Genomic DNA, 13,153 nt, shown 5'->3' with positions numbered 1-13,153 from the left:
GTCCGGCTGGACGGCCGGCTGGTAGGGGTGGACGCAATGTCCGCCGCGCTTCCCGGCCACGTGACGGGTCCATCGCTTCACCGCGTACCGACCGCCGTGCGCCCGGGCCACCCAAGTCCGGCCGCTGGAACCGCTCATGAGAACATCAGCCGGTGCGCAGGCTGACGGTACTGGGGACGTGCGGGGCCTGGCCCGAGGCCGGCCGGGGCGCCAGCGGCTACCTGCTGGAGTACGACGGGTTCCGACTGGTGCCGGACCTGGGCTACGCGGCCTTCCCGCGCTTGCCGGAGCACTGCGCAAACACGCAGTTTAACGCCGTGGTGATCACCCTTGAGCACCCCGACCACTGCGCCGACCTCAGCACCCTGTGCCGCGCGCGCTGCTTCGCGACGGAGCGGGGCGCCCGGCTGCCGCTGTACTGCCCTCCCGGGGTGATCGGACGCGTCAGACGATGGAACCGACGGAGGATCTGCTCGACGTCTTCGACGTGCACCCACTCCCGTCGAACCACCGGGTGGGACCGCTCCGGCTCGACTCCGCGCTGCTGCCGCACCATGTCCCGCACACGCGGGCGTACGGTTGACCGCCCCCGGCCTGACCCTCGCCTACAGCGGCGATGCCGGGCCGGACCCAGCCCTGTCCCAACTGGCTGCAGACGCCGACCTTTTCATCGCCGGAGCCACGTTCCGGAGCACAACAGCGGAGAGCGGCGACCCCTATCCGATGAGCGCCGTCGATGCCGGAACCTGGGCCACCCGCGCCGGGGCCAAGCGCCTGATGCTCACCCACTTCTGGCCCGGCAGTGACCGCGCTCGTTCGACCGCCGACGCCCGCAGCAGCTTCTCCGGCGAGGTGATCGCGGCGGCGGAGCACATGGCGTTCACCTTCTGGTACTCCGGAGTGACTTCGCGATCCGTCCGGTCGCGGCTCCGCACCGATAGCAGCGGCTCGATCGGCGACATGCCAGACCTGTTCGCAGGCATCCAGAAGTTCACTGAAAATCACGGATTCTGACCCTGCGTCACTCGGCGTGGGGCCGGACTGCTGGTGTGCAGGGACAGTGGGATGGGGAACCGGTCGGGCTGGATGTGTGGGAGACCTGCCGGGAGCTGATCCCGGTGGGGAGCGTGTTCGCGTTCCTGGCCGAGCACCGGGAGACGCTGTTCCCGGGGGCGATGTCCGCGGACATGCACCCGTCGACGAACGGGCGGCCGGCGGCCGCAGGCGCAACAGCAGCGGGTGCGGCAACCGGTTCGGGTGCAGCAGCAGCAACGGGTGCAACGGCCTCGGCCGCCGTTGCTTCGCGGGCCCTGGCCTTGGCGCGCTCGACCTTGCTGCGGCACGAGCGGGAGCAGTACTGCTTCGGCCGCCGGGGGTTACTGCTCGTCCTGGTCGTCGTCCACCGCGGCCGGGTCGCGCAGCGGACGCAGGGCCCCCTCGGGCTGGGAGGGGGTGAAGGCGTACCGGCCCAGGCCAGCGCGGGCACGGCCGCCAGCCCGGCCGAGGCCAACGCCTCGACCGCCTCGCCCGCCCGCGGGCTCTCCGCCACGTCGCCCGGCTGATGCCGAGGTCGGCGGCGAGGTCGTGGACCTCTGCCTCGCCGCCGCTCTCGTCACGCTCCGCATGCTGATCCGACGCTCAAGGTCATCGCGCACCTCCCTGACGAACTCGCCGTCCCGTTCAGAGAGTTGCGCGATGGCTGCCCGATGACCAGGGGCTACTCCAGGATCCCTGCTGCACCACTCCACCGGACGCCGTCCAGACCTACCGTCCGGGCCGACACCCAGCAGCAGCGCTCGGGCCCTCGTCAGTCGGCCGCCGCGGCGCCGTCCACCCGGATCAGGCCGAGATCGGCCATGGCCTCCGCAAAAGCCGGGCCGTCCGTCTTGCTCCAGTCGGGGTCGTAGTAGGGGAACCGCTCGGCATCGTACTCGTGGCCGGCCCGCAGGAAGAGGTCGATGTAGTCATGGGCGGCCCGCCGCTCGGCTTCGGTCTCCGGGACGGCGACGTACGAGACGCTCCACTGGGCCCGGAGCCTTCCGAACAGGGACGCGTGCCAGAGTCGCACGTCGAACACGATGAGGTCGCCCGGACGGCAGTCCAGGCTCGTCCCCGGCCACCAGTCGGCCTCACCGGCTTCGTCCAGGGGGCTGTCCAACGGCCAGGCCGCCCGGTAGTCGGTGAGCCGGTCGCTGAACTCGCCGCGGTGGGAGCCCGGAATCACCCGGAGCGCGCCGGAGTCCGCGGTCAGCGCACTGAAGTAGGTGACCATCTTCACCGCGCGCAGCGCGGGAGCAGCGGCGTCCCGATGCCACGGGGAGGCGTCGTTGTAGAGCATCCCCTTGGCCGGCTTGGGCATGACCGGGCCGTCGAGCAGGGCCTCGCCGAGCCCGACCAGACGCGGGCCGGCGACGAGGCGCCGGCTCGTGGCGCTGCCCTCCCCCATCAGCGGCAGGTAGTAGCCCATGGAGCCGGTGACCACGTCGGGGATCTCGGTGGGCAGGTCGTAGGCACTGGCGAGCTGCGCCCTCACCTCCGCTTCGAGGGAGGCGACGGTTCCGGCGTCGAAGAAGCCTTCCAGCTTGAGGAAGCCGAACTGCCGGAAGGAGGAGAGCTGGCGGGGGGAGAGGACGTACTGGGTCACGATGCCACCTCTGCTGTCACGACCGATGCGGCCGACGTGGACGGTGCGGCCGACGTCGCGCCCGGCACGGGCGATTCCGGCGTTCGGTACTCCGGGGTGGACATGCCGCCCAGCCGGTACCTCAGGGTCGGCATCCCGGTGCATCCGACGGGGATGTCCAGCCGGTGGATCTGCTCCAGCAGGATGTCGTCCTCACCGACCCGGGCCTGTATCTCCGCTTCGCTCCGGGTGCGCCGGAAGGTCAGCAGGCGCAGCAGATCGCGGCGCAACAGCCACGCCCCCATGTCGACCATGCCGTTCAGGCCCGCCCCGGGGATCACGGCGCGGTCCCGGACGACCGGGCTGCCGGGTTCCAGCACCCGGACCGCGGACAGCTGCTCGAACAGCTCGGCGGCGGCCTCCGAGGGCGGCAGCCAGGGGAAGCGGTCCACGGTGGCGGGCGAGCCGGAACGGTCGATCAAGGTCCGCCAGGAATGCGCCGCCGGATAGCCCGCGTCGGCGACGGCCAGCAGGGTGGACAGGTGGTCGGGCTCCCATTCGTTGTCGTCGTCGAGGAAGGCGACGAAGTCCCCGGTGCACCCGGCGGCCGCCAGTTCCCGGAGCGCCGCGATCCGCGCGAAGGGCTCGTCCGGCAGCACGCCGTCGGCGCCCAGGGTGACCACGGCACAGCCCGTGTCCGCGACGGCCGCCGGGACCTGGTCCGCGTCCACCCACACCGTCAGCCTGACGTCGGCTTCGACGTCCTGCTTCGCCACGCCGGCCAGGGCGGCTTCCAGGGTGTCCCGCTCTCCCCTGGTGACCATGACGACCTCGATGGTCGGACGGTCCTGCGGCAGTGCGGGCCCACCAGCGGCCGGTTCCCGGTCGAGTGCCCGGAGCGTGGCCGCCAGATCGACCAGCCGGGACTCGTCGGCGAGGAAGGCGTGGTGCGGCACCACCACGTATTCACGGTGCCAGGTCCGGGAGTGGGGCAGCGCTGCGTCGGGGGCCCGCAGGGCGGCGTACTGCTTGATGGTCTCCGGCAGGTACAGCGGCCCTTCGACGACCGGCGGGTACACCGAGTCGAGGATCAGGCCGGTCTGCGCCTCCACGGCCGCGATCACCTCGGCCGGACTGCCGACACCGGCCGGGACGCGCACCGCGACGCCGTAGAACGATCCGCCGGCGACGGCGCTCCGGTCAGCGGCCATCGACCACCGGCTCCCGTCGAGGGCCCCGGCCAGGATCGCGGCTCCCTCCGCACGGCGCCGCGCCTGCCGGTCGAACCTGGCCAGCTGGTCGACGAGCAGCGCCGCGGCGAACTCGGGCGGCGAGTGGTTGGCCCCGTGGAGCAGGTGCGCCGGTTCCAGCTCGTTGGCAGCGGTGCGCGACACCACGTCGGTGCGCCGGCGCGAGTCCATGACCAGCGACTCCAGCCGGGCCGCAGTCTCCGGGTCGTCGGTGAGGACCGCGCCGCCCTCGCCGCTGGTGATGATCTTCGTGGCCTGGAGGCTCAGGATGGAGACGTCGCCCAGCGAGCCGATCCTGCGTCCGTCGGCGGTCGTCCCGAACTGGGTGTGGGAGGCGTCCTCGACCACCGGCACCCCGGGGAACCGGGCCCGGGCCGCATCCACGTCGAAGTGCTGCGCGTACAGATGGATGCCGAGGATCGCCGACGGCGCCTCGGTCAGGGTCGCGAGGTCGCCGCACGGCGATTCGGGGGTGGCGTCGAAGAACACCGGCGTGGCTCCGACCCGCAACACCGAGGTGGCGCAGCTGACCCAGGTGGTCGCGGTCATGGCCACGGTGTCACCGGGACCGATGCCCAGGGCGTGCAGCGCGGTCACGATCGCGCTCGATCCGCTGGTGACCAGGACGCAGTGCCGACGGCCGGACATCCGCGCCACGGTGGCCGCGGCGGCGACGTTCTGCGACTTCCAGATGCTCTTGCTGCCGCTGACGGCCAGCCGTCCGCTCTGCAGCGCCCTGATCACCGCCCGCTCGGTGTCCTCGTCCATTTCGGGCCAGCGCGGCCAGCCGGAAACCGTCCGCCCGGGCGACGGAGATGGTGCATTGTTCATCGGCGTCAGGTCCTATCCGTCCGGTGGTGAGCGGAGCCAGTAGACCGGCCACGGATCAACGCCAGATCTACACCGTGTACGCAGGCTGTCGATCCGGCATAGAGATCGCATCCATCGGCGGCTGATTGGCTACGGGAAAAGCCGATTCAGTTTTGGAGTCCTCACGATGAGCACCCGGACCGGCCGACCCCGCATCGCCGTCGTCGGCGGCGGAAGGATCGGCAGCACCCACGCCCGCAATCTCGTCGAACTCGGAGCCGACGTCACCGTGGTCGAACCCGACCCGGCGCGCGCCGCGGCGCTCTCGGCCGGACTCGGCTGCCGCGTCGTCCCGGACGCGGCCGGGCTGCCCGGTGCGGACGGGGCCGTGGTGTGCACGCCGACCGACACCCATGCGGCCGTGGTCACCGGCCTGCTGCCCCTCGGGATCCCGGTGCTGCTGGAGAAGCCGTGCACGGCGCAGCCGGAGGCCAGCGCACGCCTCGGCGCGCTCGCCGACGCGGCCGGGGTGCCCCTGCGGATCGGCTTCCAACGCCGGTTCTCCCCGGAGTACGCCGCGCTGCGACGGGAGTGCCGCGCCCGGCCCGGCCAGTTCGAATTCGCCGTGTTCACCAGCTTGGACGGGGCCGCGCCGCCCCAGGGGTACCAGGTCGCCGGCAGCAGCCTCGCCTTCGACCTGCAGATCCACGACATCGACCTGGTCCTGTGGCTCTTCGGGTCCGAGGTCGTCGAGGTCTCGGCATCGCAGAGTGCCGCCGGCGCGGCGGCCGACCTCCTGGTGACCACGTTGACGCTGGCCTGCGGGACGGTGTGCTCCGTGGTGAGCAAGCGGGCCAGTCCGGGCGGCTGCCAGGCCTATGCCGAGCTCATCGGCTCCCGCACGCTGCTGGACACCCGGCCGCTCACCGCTCCGGGCCCGCACCCCGACTTCCGGTCCCGGTTCGCCGCGGCGTACCGCGCCGAGATGGCGGCGTTCCTCGCGTTCGCCCAGGGCGGGCCGGACGAACTGCCGCACTGGCGGGACGCGGTGGCCGCGGAGACGGTCTGCGCCCGGATCGACGAGGCGCTCAGTCCGGCGGGCGCCTACGCCGGGGCGTCCGTTGGCTGAGCGCGGTTCGGGCCGCCGCGCGGGCCCCTGCGGCCGCGCGGCCCGGCTCGCGCCGACCGATCAGCCGCACACCCGCTCGCAGGCCGGCGCGGGTGCCGGATGACAGCACCGGGTAGCGCCGCGGAATCCCGCGGCTTGGACGCACGACCGGGACGGGACATGTCCGAGGGCCCCTTCACGTTCGACATCATGGGACCGATCCGCGCCGGTCTGGACGGCGCCCCGCTCCCCCTGGGCGGCCCGCAGCAGTGCGCCGTGCTCACGCTGCTGCTGATCCGGGCCGGCGAGTCGGTCCCGCTCCACGAGATCAGCGACCTGCTCTGGCAGGACGACCCGCCGGCCACCGCGGCGAACGTCGTCCACCACCACATCAGCGCGCTGCGGCGCGTGCTCGAACCGGAGCTGGGCCGGCGCGACTCCGGACGCTGGCTGCTGCGCAGCAGCGTCGGCTACCGGCTGGACGTCGATCCGGGCTCCGTCGACCTGCACGTGTTCCGCCGGCTCGTCGAACGCGGCCGCGACCGCGCCGCCCGGTCCGACTGGGAGCAGGCGGCGAGCCTGTACGGCGAGGCGCTCGCGCTGCGGCGGGGCGCCGTGGGCACCGGCTGCCCGCAGAGCGTCGTCGACACCCCGTTGTTCCAGGCCGCCGAGAACGAGTACGCCAAGGCGGTGGTGGAGGCCGCGCGGATCCACCACCGGATCGGCCGCGGGCACTGGATGCTCCCCCTGCTCCGGCTCACCGCGGAGCGCTATCCGCTGGACGAACGGCTCCAGGCCGCCCTGGTCCGCGCGCTCGGCGCGGCCGGCCGCCAGGTCGAGGCGCTCGACACCTACCGGCGGATCCGGACCACGCTCTCGGAGGAGCTGGGCATCGAGCCCGGCGACGCGCTGCGCGCCGCCCAGACCGCGGTGCTGCGGCAGAGCGCTCACCCGGACACCACCGCGGATCCGGAGGACACCGCGCCCGCGCCGACCAGCACGGACCCGCACCCGGCCCAGCTTCCGCCCGGCCTGCCGGTGTTCGTCGGCCGGGACGAGGGGCTGGCCCGGATCCTGGCCCTCGCGGCCGGCGCCTCCGGCCCGGTCGTCGCGACGATGAACGGCATGGCCGGCATCGGGAAGACCGCACTGGCCGTGCGCGCGGCCCACCTGCTGGCCGAGCGCTTCCCCGACGGGCAGCTCTTCGTGAACCTGCACGGCTTCGACGACTCGGCCGCGCCCCTCGCGCCCGCCGACGCGCTGCGCTGCCTGCTCGAATGCCTCGGCCAGCCGGCCGGGGACCTGCCCTCGACCCTTCCGGGTCTGACCGGCAGGTACCGCAGCCTGCTGGCCGACCGCAGGGTCCTGATCGTGCTCGACAACGCCAGGGACGCGCAGCAGGTCCAGCCGTTGCTGCCGTCGGCGCCCGGCTGCATGGCCCTCGTCACGAGCCGCAACGTGCTCGAACAGCTGCTGGTCACCCACCACGCCCATCCGGTGTCCGTGCCGCCGTTCAGCGTGGCAGAGGGCCGTGCCGTCCTCGAGCGGCACCTCGGGCCGTCCCGGACGGCCGGTCGGGCGCGGGCCCTGGAGGCGATCGTCAAGTCCTGCGGCGGGGTGCCGATCGCCCTGGCGGTCGCGGCCGCGCGCGCGTCGTTGAACCCGGGCCGGCCGCTGGAGTCGATCGCGGGAGAGCTGCGGACGGCGGCGAACAGCCTCGACGCCTTCTTCTCCCCCGACCCCGACCTCGACCTGCGCCGCGCCCTGACCTGCTCGTACCGGGTGCTCGACGACGCGACGGCCCGGCTCTTCCGGCGCCTGGGCGAGGGCGCGGTCCGCCGCATCCGGGTCGAGGCCGCGGCCGCGCTCGCCGGGTTGCCGCTGGGCCGCTGCCGGCAGCTGCTGGCCGGCCTGGTCGCCGAGTCCCTGGTCTTCGAGCCGTCGCCGGGCTGCTTCGAGCTGCACCGGTTCGTCGCCGACTACGCGCTCGAAGCCGAGCACCGCGTCGATCCGCCCGCGGCACGGGCAGCGCCGGCGGACTGCGCGGGCGGCCGCGCCTGGCACCGCGCCGCGCCCGCCCGCCGCCCGGCCCACCGGCTGGCGGCCCCGTCGGCCGGTTGACGCCCTGCGGCAACCGCCTCTCCCGCGCCCGGCGCCGGCTCCTCCCGGCGCCGGGCGCGGCCGCACGTCGCGCCGGTCCCCTACACGAGCGCCGGCACCGCGCGCTGGTACGCCGCCACGTCGGCGATGATCGTGGCCAGATCGTGGCGCGGCCGGTAGCCGATCTGCGCGAAGGCCTTGGCGCAGTCGGGCGCGCGGCTGGGCACCTCCTCGAAGCCGGGACCGTAGGTCTCGTAGGCCTCCTGGTACTCGACATGCACGATCTCGCTCGACGACCGCGTGACGGCGACCACCCGCCGGGCCAGCTCGGCGATGTCCACCTGTTCGAGGCCGCCCAGGTTGAACGTCCCGCCGTGGGCGGTCTCGTCCTCCAGCAGCGCGACGAGCGCCGGGACGATGTCGAGCACGTGGCAGAAGGAGCGCCGCTGCCCCCCGCCGCCGTAGACCGTCAGCGGCTCGCCCGCCAGCGCCTGGCCGACGAACCGCGGTACGACCATGCCGTAGCGCCCGGTCTGCCGCGGCCCGACCGTGTTGAACAGCCGCACCGTGACCGCCCGCAGCGCGTGCTTGGCCACGTAGCCGTGGGTCAGCGACTCCGCGACCGCCTTGGCCTCCGCATACGTCCAGCGGCTCAGCTGGGGCGGGCCCAGGATCTGGTCGTCCTGCTCGGTCAGCCGCGGCTTGCTGTTCTTGCCGTACACCTCGCTGCTCGACGCCATCAGGATCGGCACGTCGTGTTCGTGCGCGGCGGCGAGGACGTTCTCGGCTCCGCGGATGTTGGTCCGCAGTCCGCCGAGCGGGTCCTCCAGGATGTTGAACACCCCGACCAGGGCGCCGAGGTGGAACACCCGGTCGACCGTGGCGACCTCGCGTCGCACCAGTGCCTCGTCGCAGACGGAGCCGGTGACGGTGCGCAGGCGCGGGTGCCTGCGCACCGACGCCAGATTGTCCAGGCTCCCGGTGGTCAGGTTGTCGAGGACGACGACTTCGTCCCCGGCCGCCAGCAGGTGTTCGGTCAGGTGGGAGCCGATGAATCCGGCTCCTCCGGTCACGAGGCTTCTCATCGCGGTACGCCTTCCTCACCCGCGGGCATGCCCACATCGGTCAGTTCGGTCATCGGCCAGGGAACCGGTGTGCAGCGGAACGCCGCCGGCCCGGGAGTGCCGGCCTCGTCCTCGGTCAGGTCGAACTGGTGCAGTTCCCGGCGCAGCGGTGTGGTGAACTCCCAGTACGGGCGGTCGTACGCCGCCAGCGCCTCGCTCAGTTCGGGGTCCGGCGCGGCCACCGGCGCGGTGCTCACGCCGGACAGCACGAACACCTCCCGGCAGACCCGGTCCAGCTCGGCCAGCACCCGGCTGAAGGTGCCGTCCGGGAAGTGGCGCCAGTAGTCGGTGATCACGCCGAGCGCGTAGTGCTTCCCGGCGCCCGGGAGCCTGGTCCCGAGCAGCCGCAGCTGGTGGCCCGGGCCGCCGGGCGGCAGGTCGGCCGGGTAGCACACGGTGTCCGGGGCGGGCAGTCCCGCCGGCCAGCCCTGCGGCGCGCCGACCAGCAGGACGGGGCCGTCCGCGTCCGTGATCCGGCGGGTCAGCCCGTCCAGGGCGGCCAGGCGGCCGCAGTCCGCGGTCGCGGCGTCCAGGTGGTCGGAGAACCGTTCCAGCGCGGGGATCAGGTCGCGGGAGTGGGCGATGTCGTAGCTGCACACCGCCTCCACGTCCAGGCTCGGGTATGCGCGCACCAGGATGTGTTCGTTGCGCCGGTCGCGCACCACCTCGCGGTTGCGGTCGCGCTCGTGCGGCTGGTGCAGGGTGATCGCCGCGGGGGCGAAGACCGTGGGCAGGCCGGCCCGGGCGAGCCTGCAGCCGAGTTCGATGTCCTCGATGCCCTTGACCTCGAACCGGGTGTCGAATCCGCCGACGAGGTCGAAGAACGACTTGGGCACGGAGGTGTTGAGCGTCCAGAAGAACGCCCAGTCGGCCGGGCGGGGCCGGGCCAGCAGCTCGGTGAGGGGATCGTGCAGCGAAGGGGTCCGGGCCAGCCGGGCGAAGACGGCGTCCGGATCGGCGAAGTCCCAGTCCGCTCCGTGCTTCAGCCGCCACTGAGCCGGGGTCAGTTCGCGCCCGGCGCCGTATCCGCAGACCGCGACCGGGCCGTCGGCCTGGGCGTCGAGGTGGGCGCGCAGCAGGTCCGGGTGGCACAGGCAGTCGGCATCGAGCAGGACCAGCAGCCCGCCGCGCGCCGCCGCCGCGCCCGTGTTGCGGGCCGCGCCCGCGCCCCGGGCGCGCTCGTGCCGCAGCAGCCTGATCCGGTCGCCGTCGGCGAACTGCGCGACGGTCTCGCCGACCGGCTCGGTGGAGCCGTCGTCCACCACGATGATCTCGAACGCGCCCGGGTCCAGGGTCTGCCGCTGCAGGCTGGCGAGGCAGTGCTGCAGGGCTCGCGTCCGGTTGTGGGCGGGGATGACGACGGTGATTTCGGGTTCTGCCATGCCTGGGGTTCCTTCCGGTCGGGGCCGTCGGCTCCTCTCGGAGCCGGTCGGCGGCGTGGGCCGGGCCGTGCGTGCTGGGCACGGCACCGGCCGGGCGCGGATGGGGACAGCCCCTAGAGGACGGTCCGGTGGACTTCGAACGCCTCCGCGTGCCGCACGCCGATCGCGGCGCCGCGCAGGGTGGCGAGCGCTGCGATCGACTCCTCGCTGCGGATGTGCGGGGCGGGCCGGTGCTGGGACCGGTAGGCCCGCATCGCCGCCAGTTTGGCGTCGAGACGGCCGGTGATGTCGGCGTACGCGGTGGAGAGCGGCAGCGGCTCGGACGACCACTGGATCTTGGACGACTCGTAGCTCATCACGTGCGGGACGAGCCACTTGCCGAACTGGGAGCCGATCGGCCGGGCCGCGGCGAAGCCGGCGGCGAAGGTGGCCACGTGGTCCTGGTCGTAGTCCCGGCCGCTGGGCAGCAGCAGCAGGTCCGGGCGGCGCCGGTCCAGCTGCTCCTGGAACTCGTCGACCAGCTCCCGCCGGGGGAGCGTGTCGAGCCGCTCGTTGAGCTGCCGGTCGCCGTGGACGACGGTGTAGCTGAAGCCGAGCAGCGCACTGACCTGTTCGATCTCGGCCAGCCGCGCCTGGTAGGTGACCGGCTCGTCCAGCCCGTAGTGCGCCATCCCGTCCACCGACAGGTACACCACGTGCACCTCGCCGCCCGCCGCGGACACCGAGGACAGCAGCCCTCCGCAGCCGAGCACCTCGTCGTCCGCGTGCGGCGAGAGCACCAGCACGCTATCGAAGTTCCTCAAAGTTCCGGCTCCTTTCCTTGTCGCTGTCAGGGCCCCCGCTGCCGTCGGCGGCGTCGGCGAGCAGCGTTCTGATCGATGTGGTCGACACGAACGGGAGGCCGGCCAGCGCGGCGAGGGGCTCGGGCCCCACGGCGGCGAGCGCGGCCAGGTCCTCGGAGGTGGGCGGCGTGTCCGGCTCGTCGGTCAGCGCGTCCCAGGCGCGCAGCCGGCGCCCGAGCTCGACCACCGGCTCCGGGCCGGGGCCGACCGCCGCGACGGCGTGGGCCCGCAGGGCCGCGGGCGTCTCGGGCGCCCCGACGCAGAGCGCCCCGACGGCGTGCAGGTGGTCGAGCACGGCAACCAGCTGCCGCCGTGACTCCTCGTCGACCCGCGCGCCGGGGGGCCAGCCGAGCAGCGCGGCCACGTCGTACGGCTCCGGCAGCGCGGCCGGAGCCGCTGCCGGCCGGCGCCGCCAGTACGGCGGGGTGAGGTGGTAGAGCTCCGCGAGGTGCCGGCGCAGGCGCGGCCAGGGGTACTCGTCGAGCGCGCTCCGGACCTCGACGGTGTCACCGGGCGGCTCGGGCCGGTGCACCTGGACCTCGTCGCGGGCGGCCAGCACCGTCTGGCCGCTCACCGTGCGGCCGTCGCCGGCCGGCGCCCACGCCCGGGGCGGCGGGTGCCGGTCGGCGGTGACGGTGAGCACGACGTCGGCGGCGAACGCCGCGGCGCGGGTCCACCACTCCGCCGCGTCCAGGCTCGCGTCACCGTGCCGGTACTCGATCGAGTCGCCGGCCCGGCCGACCGACCTGGCGATCTTGAGCGCCGGGTGCGCCAGGCGGCGCTTGAGGTCGTCCCGCAGCTGTCTGATCCGCGTCGCGCCCACGGGCGGCGGCCCGGGCAGCGGCTGGCAGAACCGCGTGCCCCGGTGCGCCTCGGCCCGGATCGAGGTGCCCAGGCGGAAGTGCAGCCACTGCCGGGCCTGGAAGCGGGCCAGGTGGGCGGCGTGCAGGGCGGTGTCGGTGCCGAAGGGCACCCCGACGTGGACGTGGCCACCGGCGCGGGTGCTGGTCCAGCCGCCGCAGCCGCGGATGATCGCGCACACCGCGACGAGGTCCTCGTACGCCTGCGGGGTGTCCCGCAGGATCGGCGAGACGACTTCGCCGTCTCCCTCGGCCTCCTCCAGCTCGACCCGCCAGGTACGGCGGTCCTCGCTGTAGGGCTCGGCGCCGTCGGGCCCGCGCTCGGCGCCGTGCTGCCGGACCCGGGCGTCGCGGGCGAGCCCGCGCTCCCGCAGCAGTGCGGCGATCGCGTCGATCTCCGGGGTGCTGAGCAGCGTTCCGTCCGCCGCCCGGGCGCCCTGGCCGGCGTGGAACTCGATCTCGACGCCGCGGGTGACCAGCCTCCCGACGCCGCCGAGCAGCCGCCGGTACTCGGTCTCCAGCGGCGGCAGCCCGGCCCGCAGCCGGCGGGCCACCCGGTGCGCCGCCTCGTCGAACAGCCGGTGGTCGCCCAGGTAGGAGCAGGCCGGCCGGGCGGGAAGCAGCCGGCGCAGCTGATCGCGCACCTCCGCCGTCGTCATGACGGCCGGCCGGCCCTCGGCCGGCTCCAGATGCGGCGGCAGACCGCGGGGCAGCAGCCGGTCCTGGTGGTCGGCGAACCTGGGGACGGCGCCGGCGTGCGGCGGGTGGGACCGCCACGCGTCGGCCCGTTCGTCGGCGCCGTCCGCCCACTTGAGCCGGACGCCGCCGCGCAGGTCGGCGACGACGTAGCCGGGCGCTGGCACGTGCACGGCTTCACCCAGCCGCGCCGCCAGTTCGGAGGCCCACCCCGGCTCCACACCGGGGGCGACCAGGCACACCTCCAGGCCCGCACAGCCGTGCTCGCGGAGCAGCGCGGCCACCTCGTCCGGGGCCGGCAGCGGTGCGCCGTCCCGCAGGGCGGCCGTGCACAGGCCTTCGGGCCCGGTCACGCCGT

General features: G+C 74.0%; 11 protein-coding genes and 1 pseudogene. 6 read left to right on the top strand and 6 right to left on the bottom strand.

The genetic code is table 11. The features are described 5' to 3' along the window. Positions 1–152: 152 nt before the first annotated feature. The 4 genes and pseudogenes from ACFC1R_RS15265 to ACFC1R_RS15250 all read left to right on the top strand — a co-directional run. A pseudogene (locus ACFC1R_RS15265) lies at positions 153–461 on the top strand (MBL fold metallo-hydrolase); the annotation flags it as partial. After that, positions 452–583, top strand: a complete 132-nt coding sequence (locus ACFC1R_RS15260) for a hypothetical protein (RefSeq protein WP_375938546.1) — start codon at positions 452–454, stop codon at positions 581–583. The pseudogene ACFC1R_RS15265 and the gene ACFC1R_RS15260, both read left to right, overlap by 10 nt. After that, a complete protein-coding gene (locus ACFC1R_RS15255) occupies positions 580–1,014 on the top strand; it encodes an MBL fold metallo-hydrolase (RefSeq protein WP_375938543.1) in 435 nt (144 codons plus the stop codon). The genes ACFC1R_RS15260 and ACFC1R_RS15255 overlap by 4 nt, the downstream gene beginning before the upstream one ends. Positions 1,015–1,118: 104 nt before the next feature. Continuing rightward, the gene (locus tag ACFC1R_RS15250; protein WP_375938540.1) at positions 1,119–1,562 is read left to right on the top strand and encodes a hypothetical protein; all 444 of its coding nucleotides are present in this window, start codon (positions 1,119–1,121) and stop codon (positions 1,560–1,562) included. A gap of 245 nt (positions 1,563–1,807) precedes the next feature. On the opposite strand, the gene ACFC1R_RS15245 is transcribed toward ACFC1R_RS15250, so the two are convergent. Next, positions 1,808–2,644 (bottom strand): phytanoyl-CoA dioxygenase family protein, encoded by an 837-nt coding sequence (locus tag ACFC1R_RS15245; protein ID WP_375938537.1) that lies wholly within the window; start codon positions 2,642–2,644, stop codon positions 1,808–1,810. After that, on the bottom strand, positions 2,641–4,641 hold the full coding sequence (locus ACFC1R_RS15240) for a DegT/DnrJ/EryC1/StrS family aminotransferase (RefSeq protein ID WP_375938534.1): 2,001 nt from the start codon (positions 4,639–4,641) through the stop codon (positions 2,641–2,643). The genes ACFC1R_RS15245 and ACFC1R_RS15240 overlap by 4 nt, the downstream gene beginning before the upstream one ends. 229 nt (positions 4,642–4,870) lie before the next feature. Here ACFC1R_RS15240 and ACFC1R_RS15235 point away from each other — a divergent pair, with 229 nt between their 5' ends. Together ACFC1R_RS15235 and ACFC1R_RS15230 are read left to right on the top strand one after the other, a co-directional pair. After that, positions 4,871–5,812, top strand: coding sequence for a Gfo/Idh/MocA family protein (locus ACFC1R_RS15235; RefSeq protein WP_375938531.1), 942 nt, complete (start codon positions 4,871–4,873; stop codon positions 5,810–5,812). A 159-nt stretch (positions 5,813–5,971) separates the two neighbouring features. Continuing rightward, positions 5,972–7,912 (top strand): BTAD domain-containing putative transcriptional regulator, encoded by a 1,941-nt coding sequence (locus ACFC1R_RS15230; RefSeq protein WP_375938528.1) that lies wholly within the window; start codon positions 5,972–5,974, stop codon positions 7,910–7,912. A gap of 80 nt (positions 7,913–7,992) precedes the next feature. On the opposite strand, the gene ACFC1R_RS15225 is transcribed toward ACFC1R_RS15230, so the two are convergent. From ACFC1R_RS15225 to ACFC1R_RS15210, 4 genes are all read right to left on the bottom strand, one after another. After that, positions 7,993–8,976, bottom strand: a complete 984-nt coding sequence (locus tag ACFC1R_RS15225) for an NAD-dependent epimerase/dehydratase family protein (RefSeq protein WP_375938525.1) — start codon at positions 8,974–8,976, stop codon at positions 7,993–7,995. Next, positions 8,973–10,397: a glycosyltransferase family 2 protein gene (locus ACFC1R_RS15220; protein ID WP_375938522.1), complete on the bottom strand. Its 1,425-nt coding sequence runs from the start codon at positions 10,395–10,397 to the stop codon at positions 8,973–8,975. Before ACFC1R_RS15220 ends, ACFC1R_RS15225 begins: the two co-directional genes overlap by 4 nt. A gap of 113 nt (positions 10,398–10,510) precedes the next feature. After that, positions 10,511–11,200, bottom strand: a complete 690-nt coding sequence (locus ACFC1R_RS15215) for a PIG-L deacetylase family protein (protein ID WP_375938519.1) — start codon at positions 11,198–11,200, stop codon at positions 10,511–10,513. Beyond that, the gene (locus tag ACFC1R_RS15210) at positions 11,184–13,148 is read right to left on the bottom strand and encodes a hypothetical protein (protein ID WP_375938516.1); all 1,965 of its coding nucleotides are present in this window, start codon (positions 13,146–13,148) and stop codon (positions 11,184–11,186) included. The genes ACFC1R_RS15215 and ACFC1R_RS15210 overlap by 17 nt, the downstream gene beginning before the upstream one ends. Positions 13,149–13,153: the final 5 nt, after the last annotated feature.

This window comes from Kitasatospora sp. NPDC056138, from assembly GCF_042264695.1.
Lineage (GTDB): Bacteria > Actinomycetota > Actinomycetes > Streptomycetales > Streptomycetaceae > Kitasatospora.
This window is presented reverse-complemented; position numbering and strand designations above follow the sequence as displayed.

What these genes read in the sequence shown, in the direction of transcription:
- ACFC1R_RS15260 (WP_375938546.1), top strand. Translation starts at nt 452, where the DNA reads ATGGAACCGACGGAGGATCTGCTCGACGTCTTCGACGTGCACCCACTC.
- ACFC1R_RS15240 (WP_375938534.1), bottom strand. Translation starts at nt 4,641, where the DNA reads ATGGACGAGGACACCGAGCGGGCGGTGATCAGGGCGCTGCAGAGCGGA.
- ACFC1R_RS15235 (WP_375938531.1), top strand. Translation starts at nt 4,871, where the DNA reads ATGAGCACCCGGACCGGCCGACCCCGCATCGCCGTCGTCGGCGGCGGA.
- ACFC1R_RS15230 (WP_375938528.1), top strand. Translation starts at nt 5,972, where the DNA reads ATGTCCGAGGGCCCCTTCACGTTCGACATCATGGGACCGATCCGCGCC.
- ACFC1R_RS15225 (WP_375938525.1), bottom strand. Translation starts at nt 8,976, where the DNA reads ATGAGAAGCCTCGTGACCGGAGGAGCCGGATTCATCGGCTCCCACCTG.
- ACFC1R_RS15220 (WP_375938522.1), bottom strand. Translation starts at nt 10,397, where the DNA reads ATGGCAGAACCCGAAATCACCGTCGTCATCCCCGCCCACAACCGGACG.